Genomic DNA, 17424 nt, shown 5'->3' on the forward strand with positions numbered 1-17424 from the left:
GATGACCGATCGGGACGAACGTGCCGCGCGACTGGCCGCGCAACTGCGGGCCAACCTGCGCCGCCGCAAGGAACGCGCGCGTGCCGAAGAGGCCGATGCGCCCCCCGGACCCGACGCGCCACGCGACGACACGCCCTGACGTCAGCGCGGCAGCGGGGCGCAGCGCTCCGTCAACCAGGTGCGGTCGTCCTCGGGCAGCGCAGGCGCCAATTCCCGCGCGACCCGGGCGTGATACGCATCGACCCACGCCGCTTCCGCAACGGTCAGCAGGGCCGTGTCGATCAGGTCGCGATCAAGCGGTGCGAGCGTAAGCGTTTCGAACGCCAACATTTCTGCTTCGCCACCCGGAAGATCGCGCGCGACGACCAGCAGCAGGTTCTCGATCCGGATCCCGTATGCGCCGGCCTTGTAATAGCCGGGCTCGTTGGACAGGATCATCCCTGGACGCAGCGGTTCGGACGGGCCTGCGCCGGGATAGCTCGGCTTGGCGATCCGCGCGGGGCCTTCGTGGACGGACAGGAAACTGCCGACGCCGTGCCCGGTGCCGTGTGCATAATCGAGACCCGCCTGCCAGAGCGGCGCGCGCGCCAGCGCGTCGAGCTGGCCACCGGTGGTGCCGTGCGGAAAGACGGCGGTTGCCAGTGCGATATGCCCCTTTAGCACCCGCGTGTAGCGGTCGCGCATCTCCTGCGTGGGCGTGCCGATCGGGACGACGCGCGTCAGGTCGGTGGTGCCGTCGTCATACTGCCCGCCGGAGTCGATCAGGTACAATTGGTGCCGCGCAATCGCGCGATTCGACGCCTCGGTGACGTGATAATGCGGTAATGCGCCGTTCGGTCCCGTTGCGGAGATCGTGTCGAACGACAGATCGCGCAACGCGGCGCTTTCCTCCCGAAACGCCAGCAACCGCGCCGCTGCCGACAATTCGGTCTGCCCGCCGCGCGGCCCCGCGTCGGCGATCCAGCGCAGGAAACGCGTCACCGCGGCACCGTCGCGCAGCGACGCGGCGCGATGCCCGGCGATCTCGACCGGGTTCTTGCAGGCCTTGGCCGTGATCGTCGGGTCGCGGCGTGCCAGCGTCGTGCCGCCGCCCGCCTCCACGCCGTCGAAGATCGCCGCCACCGCGAGCGACGGGTCGATCGCCACCTTTTTGGCGGCGAAGCCCAGCAGCGCGCCCGCGAACGCCTGGCGATCGTGCAGCCGCACCGCATTGCCGAGATGCTCGCGCACCGCAGGGCTCACCTTGTCCGGCGCCACGAACACGTCGGCGGTGCCGTCGGCGTGGACGATCGCGTAGGAGAGCGCGACGGGCGTATGCGCGACGTCGCGGCCGCGGATGTTGAACAGCCATGCGATCGAATCGAGCGCCGGCACCACGACCGCGTCCGCGCCCTCGCTTGCCAGCCAGTCGGCGACGTCGGCGCGCTTGGCCGCGGAAGCGACGCCGGCCAGCGCGTCGGGCTGGACGGTCATCGCGGCGGGCGAGGGGGCGGGGCGATCGTGCCACACCGCGTCGATCGGATTGGCGGCGACCGCGACCAGCGTCACGCCCAGCGGCGACAGCGCCGCGCGCAGTTCCTCGATGCCGGCGCGCGTGTGCAGCCATGGGTCGTAGCCGATCCTGGCACCGGCCGGCGCATGCGCGGCGAGCCAGCCGGCGACGCTCTCCTCGGGGACGCCGACGTAATCCCAGTCGTCACCCGACACCTGTTCGCGGACCTGGATCGTGTAGCGCCCGTCCGTGAAGATCGCGGCGCGTGTCGCCAGCACCACGGCGCTGCCCGCCGATCCGCCGAACCCGGTCAGCCATGCCAGGCGCTGTGCATAGTCGCCGACATATTCGCTCATATGCTCGTCGGTCAGCGGCACGACGAAGCCGTCGAGTCCGGTGGCGGAAAGGTGCGTGCGGAGCGCGGAGAGGCGGTCGGAAGGCGTCGTCATGTCGGACAGGTGCCACAGCGCGTCGACGCCCGCCAGCGCCGCGCGCCCGGACTCTTGAAGCCGCGCACCGGCCCTGTCATCATGGCGTCACGTCACGGCGCGAAAGCCCGCGGCACGACGAGTACAAGGTAAGGGAGACGTTCTGACGTGTTCCATCCCGACCTGATGCGGCATCCGGACTCCTGTCCGACGCTGGTGCTGAATGCCGATTATACGCCGCTATCCTATTATCCGCTCAGCATCTGGCCGTGGCAGACCGCGGTCAAGGCGGTGTTCCTGGAGCGGGTCGATATCGTCGCGCATTACGAGCGCGAGGTGCACAGTCCCAACCTGACGATGCGGCTGCCGTCCGTCATCGCGCTCAGGCAGTTCGTGCGGCCGTCGCAATTCCCGGCCTTCACGCGCTTCAACCTGTTTTTGCGCGATACCTTCGCATGCCAATATTGCGGCAGCCATGTGCGCGACCTGACCTTCGACCATGTCGTGCCCCGCGCGCAGGGCGGGCGAACGACATGGGAGAATGTCGTCACCGCCTGCGCGCCGTGCAATCTGAAGAAGGGCGGGCGGACGCCGAAGCAGGCGGCGATGCCGCTGCCAATCGACCCGATTCGTCCCACCAGTTGGCAATTGCAGGAACATGGCCGTCGCTTTCCGCCCAATTATCTGCATGAGACGTGGCACGACTGGCTCTACTGGGATGTTGAGCTGGACGCTTGAGTCCTCATCGGGAGACGTAACGGACATGCGGGTGACGAAGTTGGGCGCCGCGGCGTCGATCGCGGGCGCGCTGGTGCTCGCGGCCTGCTCCGGGAGCGACAAGGAACCCGATGCCGAACAGCAGGCGGCGCTGGCCAATTACGTGCCGCCGTTCGTGATGTCGCGGCTCGACTTCGGCGGGGTGGTGGAGCGCCGTTTCCGGCGGCTCGACGTCAACAACGACGACAAGCTGACCCGCAACGAAGTGTCCAAGCGCCTGTCGCCACGCTTCGATCAGATCGATCGCAACAAGGACGGCGCGATCTCGAACGAGGAGTGGAGCGCGTGGATGGTGCAGCGTTTCGACGCGCAGGACATCAACCACGACGGCACCGTCACGAGCGACGAGCGGGAACGCGCGCGCGAGTTGAACGATGCCGACCTGCCGACCCCTGCCGAGGAACCGTCAAACGCCGCCGCGGTGGGTAGGTAACCTGCCGCCGTAGCGTCAAACAACGGTTGACCATGCGCTTGCCGCGGCGCAGCAATGGCGCATGAGCACGCTGCCGCCGATCACGAACAATCCCGATGTCCGCTATCTCGGCCGCGTGCTGGGCGACGTCATCCGCGCATACGGCGGGGAGACGCTGTACGAACGGACCGAGGCGATCCGCTCCGCCTCGGTCGAGCGGCATCGCGGCAACCACCAGGCGTCACCCGACGCCGAACTCGGTGCGCTCGATCTCGACGAGACGCTCGATTTCGTGCGCGGCTTCATGCTGTTCTCGATGCTCGCCAACCTCGCCGAGGATCGCCAGGGGATCGCCGCGGAAGAGGGTGCGGACGTCCCGGCGGCGCTGGCGCGGCTGGAGAAGGCGGGTATCGGCGCGGACCGCGTGCGCGCCCTGCTCGAACAGGCGCTGGTCGCCCCCGTGCTGACCGCGCACCCGACCGAGGTGCGCCGCAAGAGCATGATCGATCACCGCAATCGCATCGCGCAGTTGATGGCGCTGCGCGATCGCGGCCTCGAGACGACGCCCGACGGCGATCTTGTCGACGAGGCGATCGTGCGGCAGGTCGCGCTATTGTGGCAGACGCGCGTGCTGCGGCGCGAGCGATTGTACGTCGTCGACGAGGTGGAAACCGCGCTCAGCTATCTGCGCGACGTGTTCCTGCCGGTGATCCCCGCGCTGTATCAACGCTGGGACCGTGCGCTCGGCGGCCGGGTGCCGGCGTTCCTGCGGCCCGGCAGCTGGATCGGCGGCGATCGCGACGGCAATCCGTTCGTCACCGCCGATTCGCTGCGTGCCGCGCTGGCGAAGGCGGCGCAGGCAGTGCTGGGCTTCTATCTCGAACAATTGCACGCCATGGGCGCGGAGCTGTCGATCTCGGCGCATCATGCCACGGTCGACGCCGGCGTGCAGGCGTTGGCGGACGCGAGCGGCGACGGCGCCGAGACGCGTAGCGACGAGCCATACCGGCGCGCGCTGGCCGGCATCTACGCGCGCACCGCGGCGACCTATGCCAAGCTGACGGGCCAGACCGCGCCGCGCCCCGGCCACCTGAAGGGCGAGCCCTATGCGGACCCCGCCGCGCTGCGCGCCGATCTGATCGCGATCGCGCGGCCGTTGTCGTCGGGTGGCGACGGGTTGCTCGGCAGCGGCGGCGCGATCGGGCGGCTGATCCGCGCCGTCGACGTCTTCGGTTTCCACCTCGCCACGCTCGACTTGCGGCAGAACAGCGCGGTGCATGAGCGCGTCGTCGCCGAGATGCTCAAGGTGGCGGGCGTGTGCGGCGATTATACCGCGCTGGACGAGGATGCGCGCGTGATGCTGCTGCGTCAGGAGCTGGCGACACCGCGGCCGCTGACGACGCGCTTCGCCGATTATACCGAGGAAACCGCCGGCGAGCTGGCGATCGTGCAAGCCGCCGCCGCAGCGCACGCGACCTACGGCACCGCGGCGATCCGGCAGTATATCGTGTCGATGACGAAGTCGGTGTCCGACCTGCTGGAGGTGCACCTGCTGCTCAAGGAAGTCGGCCTGTATCGCCCCGGCACGCCCGCCACCGCCGCGGTGATGGCCGTTCCGCTGTTCGAGACGATCGAGGATCTGGAGGCCGCGCCGGCGATCATGAGCGAATGGTTCGCGATCCCGGAGGTGCGCGTGATCGCGAAGACGCGCGGCCATCAGGAAGTGATGATCGGATATTCCGACAGCAACAAGGACGGCGGCTACCTGACCTCGACCTGGCAGCTGTCGAAGGCGTCGACGGCGCTGAAGCCGGTGTTCGATGCCGCGGGGGTCGGCATGCAACTGTTCCATGGCCGCGGCGGCGCGGTGGGGCGTGGCGGCGGCAGCAGCTTCGCCGCGATCCGTGCGCAGCCGCCGGGCACCGTGCAGGGGCGTATCCGCATCACCGAACAAGGAGAGGTGATCGCGGGCAAATATGGTACGCGCGAGAGCGCCGCGACCAACCTTGAGGCGATGGCTTCGGCGACGTTGCTGGCCAGCCTGGAGCCGGAGGCGCTGTCGAACGGTGACAACGAGACGTTCGCCGCGGCGATGGACAAGCTCTCGGGCGACGCATTCCGCGCCTATCGCGGGCTGGTGTACGAGACCGAAGGTTTCCGCACCTTCTTCCGCCAGATGACGCCGATCGCGGAGATCGCCGGGCTGAAGATCGGCAGCCGTCCCGCCAGCCGCAAGCAATCCGACGCAATCGAGGACTTGCGTGCGATCCCGTGGGTATTCAGCTGGGCGCAGGCGCGGGTGATGCTGCCGGGCTGGTACGGCGTCGGGCAGGCGATCGCGCAGTTCGAGGACCGCGCGCTGCTGCGCGATATGGCGCAGGGCTGGCCGCTGTTCGCCGCCACGCTGGCGAACATGGAGATGGTGCTCGCCAAATCCGACATGGGGCTGGCGAAACGCTATGCCGGGCTGGTGGAGGATAAAGGGCTGCGCGATCATGTGTTCGGCCGGATCAGCGACGGCTGGCAGCAGACCCATGACGGGTTGCTGGACGTGACCGGGCAGGCGCACCTGCTCGAAAAGCACCCCGCGCTCGACGCATCGATCCGGCTGCGGCTGCCGTATATCGAGCCGCTGAACCTGCTCCAGATCGAATTGATGAAGCGCCACCGCGCCGGCGAGGCCGACGAGCGGGTGCGGCAGGGCATCCTGCTGTCGATCAATGCCATCGCGACCGCGCTGCGCAATTCGGGGTGAGATGACGCGACCGAGGATGTCGGCGGTCGACGCGGCAGGGATGCATCGATGGTGATGGCGATCATTCCGGCCGGCTGGCGTCGCGGTCGCCGCGACACGGCATCGATTAGGACATGATCGTGATCCGTGTTACAACATGTTATCGTCGGTACGGAGCCCCAAGCGCCGACGACTGAGAGACCGTGCGCTCCCGCTTGTGACCAGGGAGCCGTACCATGGACCTCAACTATCTTTTCCATCGACACCAGGTGTCGTTGATGATGGCTGCAGCCGCCGCGGGCGTCGAGGCGCGCAAGGCGCACGCGCAGCTCGCGCGTCGCTATGCCACGCGAATCGCGAGCACGCAGAGCGGCGTCGGCGTCAACCATCCGTTCGTCGCTGCATGAGCGACGAGCAACCGCGCGCGACGCGCACTTTCCGGGTCGCGCGTCCGCGTTACGATCCGGCCCGTGCCGAGCGGCAGGGTCGCGTGACGCGGCTGGCGATCGAGCGGATGGGCGCGCCGGCGGCATTGGCGTTCCTCAATGCCGACCACGCCGAACTCGGCGCGCGACCGCTCGACCTCGCGGGCGAGAGCGTCGAATCGTCGGCGCGCGTGGAGGCGGTGATCGCCGCGCTTGGTCCCAAATCCGAGGCGGCGTAATGCCGCGCTGGCGCCGCTGGCTGCGCGACTGGATGCGCCGCCGCCGTGCGCGCCGCGCGTGGCGATGAGCATCGACGCGCGCGACGAGGCTGCCGCGACGCTGGCGCGTGCCACCGCCTTCCTGCGCGCGCAGGCACATCAGCCGTGGCTCGACCAGCCATGGTGCGACCGTCAGCGCCTTGTCCGCTCACGCGTGATCGGCAACTGGATCGGCGAGCTCGACCGGCTGCTGCACGTCCTGCTCGATACCGCCGCAGACCGCGCCGGGCATCCCGTGAGCCTGCATCAGCGCAACACCGCCAACAAGCTGGTGACGTTCTGCGCCGAGGCGTCGTGGGGCACGGCGCGGCTGGACGGCATGGCGCGGGCGCGGGCAACGTTCCGCTATACGCAGGGCGCCGCGCGGCGTGCCGACGTGCGTGGCGGCAGCCACATGACGGTCGGCTGGTCGGGCCCGGGCGGGGCGCTGCGGCGTTTCCGCATCGGGGAGCGGATCCAGCTGGGCAGCAAAGCGTTGGTGGAAGTCTGCGATCTTTACGACGAACTGGCCGCGCAGGTCGTGCGTGTCCCGCTCGTGCAACGCAAGGGGCTGGGTTATCAAGGAATATGAACGCTTCGAGGCGATCGCCGCTCAACATCACCGCGACGGCCAGGACGCCACGCTCGATAATGTGCGTGACCGCTGCCAGCGGTCCGAGGATGCCTGGCTGAAGATGGCGGCGCAATCGCGTCGGACCGAGCAGCGCCGCGAGGAACGCGAGCGCAAGACGGTGATGGCGCTGGAAGCCTGACCGGCGTTCGGTCGATGCCGGCCGAATAGATATGACGCCATCCGGTGTGCCGCGGGCAGACCGGATGGCGTAACTTTTCCGATCAGCCTTCGATGCTCTTCGATGCCTGTTCGAAGAGGTCCTTGCTGATCCCCGGCGTCGTGACGATCCGTTCCAGCTCCGCGCGCATCGCCGCGGACCGTGTCGCATCGAAGCGCCGCCAGCGGCCGAGTGGCGGCAGCAGCCGTGCCGAGGTCTGCGGATTGAGCCGGTCGAGCGCCACCAACTGATCGGTCAGCCAGCGATAGCCTTTTCCATCCGCGGCATGGAACGCCCGCTGGTTCACCGCGAACGCGCCGACCAACGCGCGCGCGCGATTGGGGTTGGCGAGCGTGAAGTCGGGATGCTGCGCCAGTTCCGCGACCAGTGCCGGCGTGTCGTCGCGCGACGACAGCGCCTGCGTCTGGAACCATTTGTCGAGCACCAGCGGGTTGTCGGCAAAGCGATTGTAGAAGATGTCGAGCGCGGCCTCGCGCTCCGCCGACTCGCCATTGGCGAGCACTGCCAGCGCGCCCTGGCGGTCGGTCATGTTGTCCGCGTTTTCGAACTGCGACCACGCCAGCGCCGCGGCGTCCGCCGCGCCCGACGCCGCGAGATAGCCCAGTGCGACGCTGCGCAGGCGGCGGATGCCCTTGTCCTCCGGCGTATAGGCATACGGGCGGTGCAGCGCCGGATCGCCCGCCGCGCGCCACCGCGCCTCCAGCCCGCGGCCCAGCGCGCGGCGCAACGCCTCGCGCGCGCGGAAGATCGCTTCGGGATCGACCTCGGCCAACTGGTCGCCGATGAAGTTCTCCGACGGCAGCAGCACCGCCTCGGCAACGAAGGCGCGGTCCAGCGCGGGATCGTCAAGCGTGTCCGCCACCGCCGCGACCACCGCACGCGGATCGGCCTCACCCTCCACGGTGGCGGCGATCAGTGTGTCGAGCATCAACTGCTGCATCGCCTCATACCGTGCGAAGGCGTCGTCGTCGTGCCGGGCGAGGAAGGCGAGATCGGCGGCGCTGCGATCGCTCTCGACAATCACCGGCGCGGAAAAGCCGCGGTTGAGCGACACGATCGGGCGCTCGGTCACCGTCTCGAAGGTGACGCTGGCGCTGGCGTCGGACAGGACGACCAATTGCTCGTCACCCAGCGGCTGGCCGGTCTCGCCGCCGAACAGCCGTACGCGCAACGGCAACACCTGTGGCTGCTTGACCGGCTGGCCCGGCGTTTCCGGCACCTTCTGTGCGAGGTTCAGCGTCGCGCGGCCACTGCCGGCGTCGTGGACCAGCGTGGCGGAAACGCGCGGCGTGCCCGCCTGGCTGTACCACAGCCGGAATTGCGACAGATCGATGCCGCCACCCTCTTCCATGCACGCGACGAAATCCTCGCAGGTCGCGGCGGTACCGTCGAAGCGCTCGAAATAGAGGTCGGTCGCGGCGCGGAAGCGTTGCGGCCCGAGCATCGTCGCCATCATGCGGATCAGCTCCGCGCCCTTGTTGTAGATGGTGGCGGTGTAGAAGTTGCTGATCTCGATATAGCTTTCCGGGCGGACCGGATGCGCGAGCGGGCCGGCATCCTCCGGGAACTGCGCCGCGCGCAGGCCGCGCACATCCTCGATCCGCCGCACCGCCGCCGAGCCCTGGTCGGCGGAAAAGCCCTGGTCGCGGTAAACGGTGAAGCCTTCCTTCAGGCTTAGCTGGAACCAGTCGCGGCAGGTGATGCGGTTACCCGACCAATTGTGGAAATATTCGTGCGCCACCACCGCGGCGATCGCGTCGTAATCGTAGTCGGTCGCGGTATCGGGGTCGGCGAGGATGTAGCGGCTGTTGAAGATGTTCAGCCCCTTGTTCTCCATCGCGCCGAAGTTGAAATCGTCGACCGCGACGATGTTGAACACGTCGAGGTCGTATTCGCGGCCGTAGACGCGCTCGTCCCACGCCATCGACAATTTGAGCGCGGCCAGCGCATGGTCGGTCTTCGGCAGGTCGCCCTCGCGCACCCAGATGCCGAGCTGCACCTCGCGCCCCGATCGCGTCGTGAACGTATCGCGGTTTACCGCCAGATCGCCGGCGACCAGCGCAAAGAGGTACGATGGCTTCGGCCACGGATCGTGCCACTCCGCCCAGTGCGTGCCGTCGTCGTTGTCGCCCGATGCGATCGGATCGCCGTTTGCGAGCAGGATCGGGAAGCGCGCCTTGTCGGCGGTCATTCGCACGCGATAGGTCGCCAGCACGTCGGGACGGTCCGGGAAGTAGGTGATCCGCCGGAAGCCCTCGGCCTCGCATTGCGTGCACAGGTTGCCGCCCGAGGCGTAGAGCCCCATCAACTGCGTGTTGCGGTCGGGCGCGATCTCCACCTCTGTCTCGATCGCATGCACGTCGCCGCCCAGCGGGACGACGAGCTGTTCGCCCTCCACGCGCCAGTCGTCCGTCGCGACGCCATCGATGCGCACCGCCAACGGTTCCTGCCCGGCGCCGTCGAGCCGCAGCGCGGCGTCGTGGACGCCGTTGCGCCGCACGCTCAGCCGCGCCTTCACGCGCGTCGCGATCGGATCGAGCGCGAAGTCCAGCGAGACTTCGGGCACCAGCCACGCGGGTGGTGCATAATCGCTGCGCCGCGTGACATCGGGGGCGGTGGGGGTGGTGCGTGCATCGGCCATGCCGGCGAGTATACAAGCGACGCTGCCTCGTTCCATCCGAAACCGCTTGGCCTGGATCGTCTCGACGGCAACCATCGTGTCCGGCTAAGGTGTCGTGATCGATACTCCTTGTCCGGACGGTTCCATGCTTCGTTCGTTTGCGTTCCCCGTGGCTGCCGCGCTGGCCGCCGCTGCCTCTGCCCAGACCACTCCCACCCAGAAGACCGTCCCGGCCCAGAGCACACCGGCCCAGAGCACACCGGTCCAGAGCACACCGGCCCAGAGCACACCGGCCCAGACCATATCCGTCCAGCGCAATGCCGCACTCACCGCGCCGCTGCCGGCCGATCAGGCAGCGATGAAGGCGCATGTGATGTTCCTGGCGTCCGACGCAATGAAGGGGCGCGATGTCGGTAGCCCAGAGTTCGACATCGCCGCGCAATATGTCGCCGCGCAATTCTATGCCGCCGGTCTGGCGCCGATGGGTGACGATGGCGGTTACCTGCAATCGGTGCCGCTGCTCGGCTACAAGATCGACGGGCAGGGGCGGATGGCGTGGACCCCGACCGGCGGCGCGGCCCAGCCGCTCGTTTCCGGCAAGGATTATCTGCCCGCTGCCAATCCGGCGTCCAAGACCACGAACGTCGCCGCAGCCGTGGTGTTCGTCGGCTACGGGTTGGAGGCGCCGCAATATGGGCTCGACGATTATGCCGGCATCGACGTGCGCGGCAAGATCGTCGCCTATGTCGGTGGTGCCCCGGCCGGGTTGCCGAGCGAGATTTCCGCGACGTTCGGCAGCGCCGCGGCGCGGCAGACCGCAGCGGCCAGGCATGGCGCGATCGGCGTGATCGCGATCGCCGACCTGCGCAAGGCCGGGCGCGGCGCGCCATCGTTCGCTTCGGTCGCGAAGAGCTATAGCGCCGAACGCATCACCTGGGCGTTGCCCGACGGCACCGGCAGCAGCACGGGGGTGCCGCTGCTCGGCACGCTGTCACCCGCCGGCGCGTCGAAGCTGTTCGGGCGGGCGTGGCCGGCGATCGCCAAGGCGGCGGCGCGCAAGACGATGAAGGTACGACCGGCCGCGACCGCGGGAACGCTGTCCGTCGGGAGCGGCACGATCTTCCGCCCGATCGCCAGCAGCAACGTCGTCGGCATGATCCGCGGCAGCGATCCGGTGGCAGGGCGCGAAACCGTCGTGCTCTCCGCGCACCTCGATCACGTCGGCGTCGGCAAGGCCGTGAACGGCGACACGATCTATAACGGTGCGCTCGACGACGCGGTCGGCATCGCCAGCCTGATCGAGGCGGCGAAGCGCTTCAAGACCGCAACGCCGCCCAAGCGGAGCATCATCTTCCTGGCGGTCACCGCCGAGGAGAAGGGGCTGGTCGGCAGCGACTATTTCGCGAACCATTCCACCGTGCCGCTGCGCGACATCGTGGCCGACGTGAACCTCGACATGCCGATCCTGACCTACAGGTTCGAGGACATGGTCGCGTTCGGCGGCGACCGCTCCACGCTGGGCCCGATCATCGCGCGTGCGGTGGCGGGGATCGGCGTCGGCCTGTCGCCCGACCCGATGCCGGAGCAGGCGATCTTCGTGCGTTCCGACCATTATCGCTTCGTGCAGAAGGGTGTGCCGTCGGTGTTCCTGTGGCCCGGCTACAAGGGGCCGGGCAAGGCGGCGGTCGAGCGCTTCATGGACAATTGCTACCACAAGCCGTGCGACGACCTGACGCAGCCGATCCTGTGGGACCAGGGCGTGCGCTTCGTCGACGCCAATTACCGGATCGCGCGCGAGATCGCCGACGCATCGCAGCGGCCGATGTGGAACAAGGGCGATTACTTCGGCACGTTGTTCGGTGGGCCGATGGCGCCGTGAGCGCTCTTGCCAAGCGCCGCGACCACGCCGATGAGGAAGGTGGAAAGCGGGGGCGACAGGTGACGAACGGGCGAGACGACGTTTTCCGTCGCACCACGATCGAGCTGGGGCCGTTGCGCATCACGCGCGAATATCGCTGCGCGTCGCAACACCCGCATTATCCCTTCGCCGATGCACCGCGCGCGCCTCGCGGCGGCGGATGGCGCGCGGCCGGCGCCCTGGGCGTGGTGCTGGCGCTGAGCGCGGGTGGATTGTCGGTGGCGGCGACCCATGCACCGGCGCCGCGCCCCGCGCGTTATTCGGTTAGCTTGCCGGTGCCGGTGCATGTGATCGCGCCGGCCAGGCCGCTGCGGGTGGCGCGCACCGTTGCGCCGGTGGCTGCTTCGCCGGTCGCCGTGGTGACGGCGGCGAGTGACGCTGTGCCGAGCGACACTGTGCCGAGCGACACTGGCAGCCGCGCCACCGCGATCGCGGCGGCGCTGCGGAGCGGCGAAGTGCAGGAATGGTTCGAGGCGGCGGGGCAGGTGCACGGCTTCGTCGTGGCCGGTGAGGCCGAGCCCGACGGCGTGCGGACGTGTCGCGCGCTGTCGGTCCTGACGCGCGCGCCCGGCGGAGCGGACCGCGTCGATCAACGGCGTGAGTGCCTGCCGGTCGGGTAGACGGTTTTGGGGTCGGCGTCGCTGTCGGGCGATGAGGACGGGAGCGGGGATCCACCCGGCGTCGACGACTGGTGCCTCGGCCTTGATCCGGGTTCAGCTACTCACTCGGATGGGAGAAGCGGGATTCCGGCGCGCGTGACGGCGTGTGGAAGCCGGAAGGGCGAACCTGAGCGCCGAACTACTGCGCACCAGCCCATTTCCGATCGAGGGCCGGATCAGGACGCCGTGGATTGCTTCGCGGCGCCCGCAATGACGGCGTGTTCCTGAAGGGCGATCGTATCGGACTGCCCAGTATTGGTCTCTGCTTCGGCGCGGACAGAGTTCCGCGCTACGTTTCGCCGGCCCCCTCGAATCGCGGGGGCGGGTAGCGCCCGGCACGTGGATCGTGCCGGGCGTCGCGATCACCGGCCGATGCTGGTGTAGCGGAAGCCCTGCGCCACGACCTCGGCGGGGTTGTAGATGTTGCGCAGGTCGATCAGGATCGGCTCGTTGAGCAGCGACTTCACGCGCGGCAGGTCCAGCGCGCGGAATTCGTCCCACTCGGTCACGATCGCCAGTGCGTCCGCACCCTCGATCGCCTGATACGGGCCTTCGCAATATTCGATATTGTCGAGCACCAGCTTCGCCTGCTCGGTGCCCTCCGGATCGAACGCCTTCACCTTGGCGCCGGCGTCCTGCAGCGCTTGGATCACCGCGATGGCGGGCGAATCGCGCATGTCGTCGGTGTTCGGCTTGAAGGTGAGGCCCAGCACCGCGACGGTCTTGCCACGAACGTCGTCGCCCATGGCGTGGATGATCTTGCGGCCCATCGCGCGCTTGCGATTGTCGTTGACCGCAACCACCGCCTCGACGATCCGCTGCGGCGCGTCGTAGTCCTGGCTGGTCTTGAGCAGCGCCAGCGTGTCCTTGGGGAAGCACGAGCCGCCATAGCCCGGGCCGGCGTGCAGGAACTTCGAGCCGATGCGGTTGTCGAGCCCGATGCCGCGGCTTACGTCCTTCACGTCCGCGCCGACCTTTTCGCAGAGATCCGCGATCTCGTTGATGAAGGTGATCTTGGTCGCGAGGAACGCGTTGCCGGCATATTTGATCAGCTCGGCGGTGCGGCGCGCGGTGACCAGGATCGGTGCGGCGTTGAGGTACAGCGGACGATAGACCTGCCGCATGACCTCGGTCGCGCGATCGTCCTCCGAGCCGATCACGATGCGGTCGGGACGCTTGAAATCGTCGATCGCCGCGCCTTCGCGCAGGAATTCGGGGTTCGAGACGACGCCGAACTCGGCGCTCGGCGCGGCCTCGCGGATGATCCGCTCCACCTCGTCACCGGTGCCGACCGGCACGGTCGACTTGGTGACGATCACGCTATAGCCGGTCAGCGCTTCGCCGATCTCCTTGGCGGCGGCGAAGACGTACGACAAATCGGCATGGCCATCGCCGCGGCGGGTAGGCGTGCCGACGCCGATGAAGATCGCATCGGCGCCCGCGACCGCTTCCTTCAGGTCGGTGGTGAACTTCAGACGACCAGCGGCGACGTTGCGTGCGACCAGGTCCTCGAGACCGGGCTCGTAGATCGGCATCTTGCCGGCGAGCAACCGCTCGATCTTGCCGTTGTCCTTGTCGACGCAGACCACGTCATGGCCGAAGTCGGCGAAGCATGTGCCTGAAACCAGGCCCACATAGCCCGAGCCGATCATGGTAATGCGCAAGACGGTCGCTCCTTCGAATGGACCGCCAGACGGCGGCGCTCGATCCATCCGCTAACGGCAACGGTAGCGTTATGGCAAGCGTTCAGGTGGTTGCAATCGGTGCACGTCTGGTTGACGAAAGCGAAACCACGCCCGGCCGGGCCGCGGATACGACCATCCGGCGCCAGCGCCGGCGGCGCCATGCGCCGGCCGCGGTGATCGCGACGGGCCACAGGAGCGTCAGGACGATATCCGACAACGTGTCCGCCCACGTCCAGTGCGGCGTGGCGGCGAGCCAGTCCAGCGTCTCGTTGCCAAGCTCGGCCGCGAGCACGACCTGCAGCGCCAGGATCGCGCCGCGGCGGTGGGGCGCGAGCAGCAGCGCGACGAGGTAGATCGCGAGGCCGGCATGAACATGGAGCAGCGCCGCCGACCCGGCCTGCGCGACGATCACGTCGATCAGCGATTTATAGAGGCGCGCCAGTTCCATGGACATCGGCTAACCCCGATAGGTTGAGGAATCGTCACGGTGACGGCGTGCATCATTGTGCTGGAACTACGGCGCTTTCCCGTGGATTGGGGGCGCAATGATCGAATCGTCCGCGCAGGTCGGGGTGCTGACCTTCCACCGTTGCATCAACTATGGCTCCTACTGGCAGGCGCGCTGCCTGGTGGAGGGGCTGCGCGCCATGGGGCATGACGCGCATTTGCTCGACCATCACAGCGACACGGTGGTGCGGGCGGAGTGGCGGTGCGCGTTGCAACCGGCGCTGCCGACGCGGACGCGGCGCGAGGACCTGCCGGCGTACAAGGCCAAGGTGCGGAAGTTCGCGCCCGCGATCGACGCGCTGCCGCGCTCGGCGGCGTTCGCGCTCGACGATCCGGTCGCGCTCGCCCCGCAACGCGCCGTGGTGGTCGGCAGCGACGAGGTATGGAACTTCCGGCACCCCTGGTATGCGGGCAAGGCGGTGTTCTTCGGAGAAGGTCTGCGCGCGGAGCGGCTGGTTTCCTACGCTGCCAGCTTCGGCAACCATGACGCGGCGGACGGCGTCGGCGCGGAATGGGCGGAACGACTTCGGCGCTTCACCGCGGTGTCGGTGCGCGACGCCAATGCGCAGGACCTTGTCGGACAGGCACTCGGCGTGCGGCCACCGCTGGTGCTCGACCCCGTCCTGCAATTCGCGGATCGCGTGCCACGCGAGGCGGCGCGGGAGAAATATGCGCTGGTCTATGGCCACGGCTTTCCGGACTGGCTGGCCGCGGCGCTGCGCCGCTGGAGCAGGCGGCACGGCATCGCCCTCCACAGCATCGGTTATCGCAACGACTGGGCGGACGTGCAGGAGATCGACGCCGGACCGGAGGCGTTCGCGGCGCGCGTAGCGGGGGCGAGCGCGCTGGTCACCAATTTCTTCCACGGGTGCGTGTTCGCGCTGGTCAACGGGACGCCGTTCGTGACCGCGCCGTCGCCATATCGCTTCAACAAGGTCCGCGACCTCGCCGCGGCACTGGATGCGCGGCGGCACATCGTCGCCGCTGAGACGCCGGACGCCGACTATGACGCGCTGCTGACCGAGCCGCACGATGCGCGAATCGGCGCGCGGATCACGGCGTTGCGCGCCGCCTCCACGCAATTCCTGGGTGCCGCGCTTGGCTGAGACATTGTCTTCGCGGGAGATCGTGCGGTCGGGGCTGTGCATCGGCTGCGGCGGGTGCGCGGCGACGATGGCGATGGACCGCGACGGGCTGTGGAAGCCGGAGGTCGCGGCCGGACAGGATGACGTCGCGGCGATTTGCCCGTTCTCGCCGGCGGCGGCGAACGAAGACGTGCTCGCGGCTGAGCGCTTCCCGGCGCCGACGGCCCAGACGGCATTTCTCGGGCGGTTCGAATCCAACTGGGTCGGGCATGTCGCGGAGGACGGCTTCCGCACCAACGGCAGCTCGGGTGGGATGGTGAGCTGGGTCGCGTCCGAGCTGTTGCGGACCGGCGCGGTCGATGCGGTGGCGCATGTCGCGCCGGTGGCCGATCCGCAGAGCGACGGACGTTTCTTCGCCTACGGGCTGTCACGCGATGCCGACGCGATCGCGGGCGGCGCGAAGTCGCGTTACTACCCCGTCGAACTGTCCGGCGTGATCGCGGCGATCCGCGCGATGCCGGGGCGTTACGCGGTGGTCGGCGTGCCGTGCTTCATCAAGGCGCTGCACCTGTTGCGGCGGAGCGATCCGGTGATCGCCGAGCGGGTTACGCACCTGCTGGGATTATTCTGCGGACATCAGAAAAGCGCACGGCTGGTCGACAGTTTCGCGTGGCAGCTCGGTGCGCCGATCGCGCAGGTGAAAGCGGTCGATTACCGGATCAAGGACGCCGCGCGGCCGGCCAATTGGTACCGTGCGCATCTGACGCTCGACGACGGCAGCAGTCGCGCCGAGGATTGGTGGCACCTGGCCGATGGCGACTGGGGCGCGGGATTCTTCCAGAATCCGGCCTGCGACTGGTGCGACGACGTTGTGGCGGAGACCGCCGACGTGGCGTTCGGCGACGCATGGGTCGAACCCTATTCGTCGGACGGGCGCGGGACGAACGTGGTCATCGCGCGATCGCCGGAAATCCATGCGATGATCGCGGCGGCGGTGGTGGACGGGCGGCTGGCGTTGACGGAGGTGGATGCCGCGTTCGTCGAGGGAACGCAGGCGGCAGGGTTCCGGCATCGGCGCGAGGGGCTGGCGTATCGGCTGACATGGCGCAAGCGCGGCGTTCGCGCGGTAAAGCGCGTGGCGCCCGGCGCGGCGCTGCCGTTGCGGCGCAAGCTGGTGTACCGGATGCGGCACGCGATCGCGCGCGACAGTCACCGGCTGGCGCGGCTCGCGCGGTGGTCGGGGAAGCCGGCATGTTACACGATGTGGGCGCGGGGGATGCTGGCGGTGTACCGCGGGCTGGCGTGGTCGCACGGACGGCTCGGCGGGTGGATCGACCGCGTGCTGCCGGACGCGCGACCGAAGTAGCGAGCGTTGCGTGGCGGGGGCCGCGTGGGGTGTTCGGGCGCGGAGGTTGTCCGGCATCCGGCTGGCCGGGTGGGACGACATGACCCACAGGCTGTCTTGGCCAAAAGCCGGCGTACCGATCCTCATGCGTGCCGTTCGGGATGCGCGCTGCGTGCTGCTTATGACGGTGGTTCCGGGCGTGTCGCGGAGTGCTGCGTCTTCCCGGTCTGGTGAGACGGGAGGGCACCGCCCGTGCCGCGCTCATCAT

General features: G+C 68.6%; 15 protein-coding genes. 11 read left to right on the plus strand and 4 right to left on the minus strand.

Annotated features, from left to right (window positions below):
* Position 1 precedes the first annotated feature (1 nt).
* On the plus strand, positions 2-139 hold the full coding sequence (locus SPHPHY_RS22180; protein WP_022685029.1) for a hypothetical protein: 138 nt from the start codon (positions 2-4) through the stop codon (positions 137-139).
* Between the two features lie 2 nt (positions 140-141).
* Here SPHPHY_RS22180 and SPHPHY_RS0101950 read toward each other — a convergent pair whose 3' ends face one another.
* Positions 142-1941, minus strand: a complete 1800-nt coding sequence (locus SPHPHY_RS0101950) for an aminopeptidase P family protein (RefSeq protein WP_022685030.1) — start codon at positions 1939-1941, stop codon at positions 142-144.
* A gap of 147 nt (positions 1942-2088) precedes the next feature.
* Here SPHPHY_RS0101950 and SPHPHY_RS0101955 point away from each other — a divergent pair, with 147 nt between their 5' ends.
* The 6 genes from SPHPHY_RS0101955 (at position 2089) to SPHPHY_RS0101980 (ending at position 7117) form a co-directional block, all read left to right on the plus strand.
* On the plus strand, positions 2089-2658 hold the full coding sequence (locus tag SPHPHY_RS0101955; RefSeq protein ID WP_022685031.1) for an HNH endonuclease: 570 nt from the start codon (positions 2089-2091) through the stop codon (positions 2656-2658).
* Positions 2659-2689: 31 nt separating this feature from the next.
* The gene (locus tag SPHPHY_RS18900) at positions 2690-3130 is read left to right on the plus strand and encodes a hypothetical protein (protein WP_196802101.1); all 441 of its coding nucleotides are present in this window, start codon (positions 2690-2692) and stop codon (positions 3128-3130) included.
* A 61-nt stretch (positions 3131-3191) separates the two neighbouring features.
* Positions 3192-5864: a phosphoenolpyruvate carboxylase gene (gene ppc / locus SPHPHY_RS0101965; protein ID WP_022685033.1), complete on the plus strand. Its 2673-nt coding sequence runs from the start codon at positions 3192-3194 to the stop codon at positions 5862-5864.
* Positions 5865-6079: 215 nt separating this feature from the next.
* Positions 6080-6250 carry a hypothetical protein gene (locus tag SPHPHY_RS22185; protein WP_022685034.1) on the plus strand — a complete coding sequence of 57 codons (171 nt, stop codon included), beginning with the start codon at positions 6080-6082 and terminating at the stop codon, positions 6248-6250.
* Positions 6247-6507 carry a hypothetical protein gene (locus SPHPHY_RS0101975; protein WP_022685035.1) on the plus strand — a complete coding sequence of 87 codons (261 nt, stop codon included), beginning with the start codon at positions 6247-6249 and terminating at the stop codon, positions 6505-6507. The genes SPHPHY_RS22185 and SPHPHY_RS0101975 overlap by 4 nt, the downstream gene beginning before the upstream one ends.
* 64 nt (positions 6508-6571) lie before the next feature.
* Positions 6572-7117: a hypothetical protein gene (locus tag SPHPHY_RS0101980; protein ID WP_156024968.1), complete on the plus strand. Its 546-nt coding sequence runs from the start codon at positions 6572-6574 to the stop codon at positions 7115-7117.
* 263 nt (positions 7118-7380) lie between these two features.
* Here SPHPHY_RS0101980 and pepN read toward each other — a convergent pair whose 3' ends face one another.
* Positions 7381-9978 (minus strand): aminopeptidase N, encoded by a 2598-nt coding sequence (pepN, locus tag SPHPHY_RS0101990; protein WP_028056376.1) that lies wholly within the window; start codon positions 9976-9978, stop codon positions 7381-7383.
* Positions 9979-10102: 124 nt separating this feature from the next.
* On the opposite strand from pepN, the gene SPHPHY_RS18905 reads away from it, so the two are divergent.
* On the plus strand, positions 10103-11836 hold the full coding sequence (locus SPHPHY_RS18905; protein ID WP_081645203.1) for a M28 family peptidase: 1734 nt from the start codon (positions 10103-10105) through the stop codon (positions 11834-11836).
* A 59-nt stretch (positions 11837-11895) separates the two neighbouring features.
* Entirely contained in the window at positions 11896-12495 is a 600-nt protein-coding gene (locus SPHPHY_RS0102000) for a hypothetical protein (RefSeq protein ID WP_156024969.1), read from the plus strand.
* 401 nt (positions 12496-12896) lie between these two features.
* Here the strand turns inward: SPHPHY_RS0102000 and SPHPHY_RS0102005 are convergent, their stop codons facing one another.
* Together SPHPHY_RS0102005 and SPHPHY_RS18910 are read right to left on the minus strand one after the other, a co-directional pair.
* A complete protein-coding gene (locus SPHPHY_RS0102005; protein ID WP_028056377.1) occupies positions 12897-14198 on the minus strand; it encodes a UDP-glucose dehydrogenase family protein in 1302 nt (433 codons plus the stop codon).
* A gap of 82 nt (positions 14199-14280) precedes the next feature.
* Complete coding sequence (locus SPHPHY_RS18910; protein ID WP_022685042.1) at positions 14281-14667, minus strand: hypothetical protein; 387 nt, start codon at positions 14665-14667, stop codon at positions 14281-14283.
* A 97-nt stretch (positions 14668-14764) separates the two neighbouring features.
* On the opposite strand from SPHPHY_RS18910, the gene SPHPHY_RS0102015 reads away from it, so the two are divergent.
* Positions 14765-15832, plus strand: a complete 1068-nt coding sequence (locus SPHPHY_RS0102015; protein ID WP_022685043.1) for a polysaccharide pyruvyl transferase family protein — start codon at positions 14765-14767, stop codon at positions 15830-15832.
* Complete coding sequence (locus tag SPHPHY_RS0102020) at positions 15816-17177, plus strand: Coenzyme F420 hydrogenase/dehydrogenase, beta subunit C-terminal domain (protein ID WP_022685044.1); 1362 nt, start codon at positions 15816-15818, stop codon at positions 17175-17177. Before SPHPHY_RS0102015 ends, SPHPHY_RS0102020 begins: the two co-directional genes overlap by 17 nt.
* Positions 17178-17424: the final 247 nt, after the last annotated feature.

The organism is Sphingomonas phyllosphaerae 5.2, assembly GCF_000419605.1.
GTDB lineage: Bacteria > Pseudomonadota > Alphaproteobacteria > Sphingomonadales > Sphingomonadaceae > Sphingomonas > Sphingomonas phyllosphaerae_B.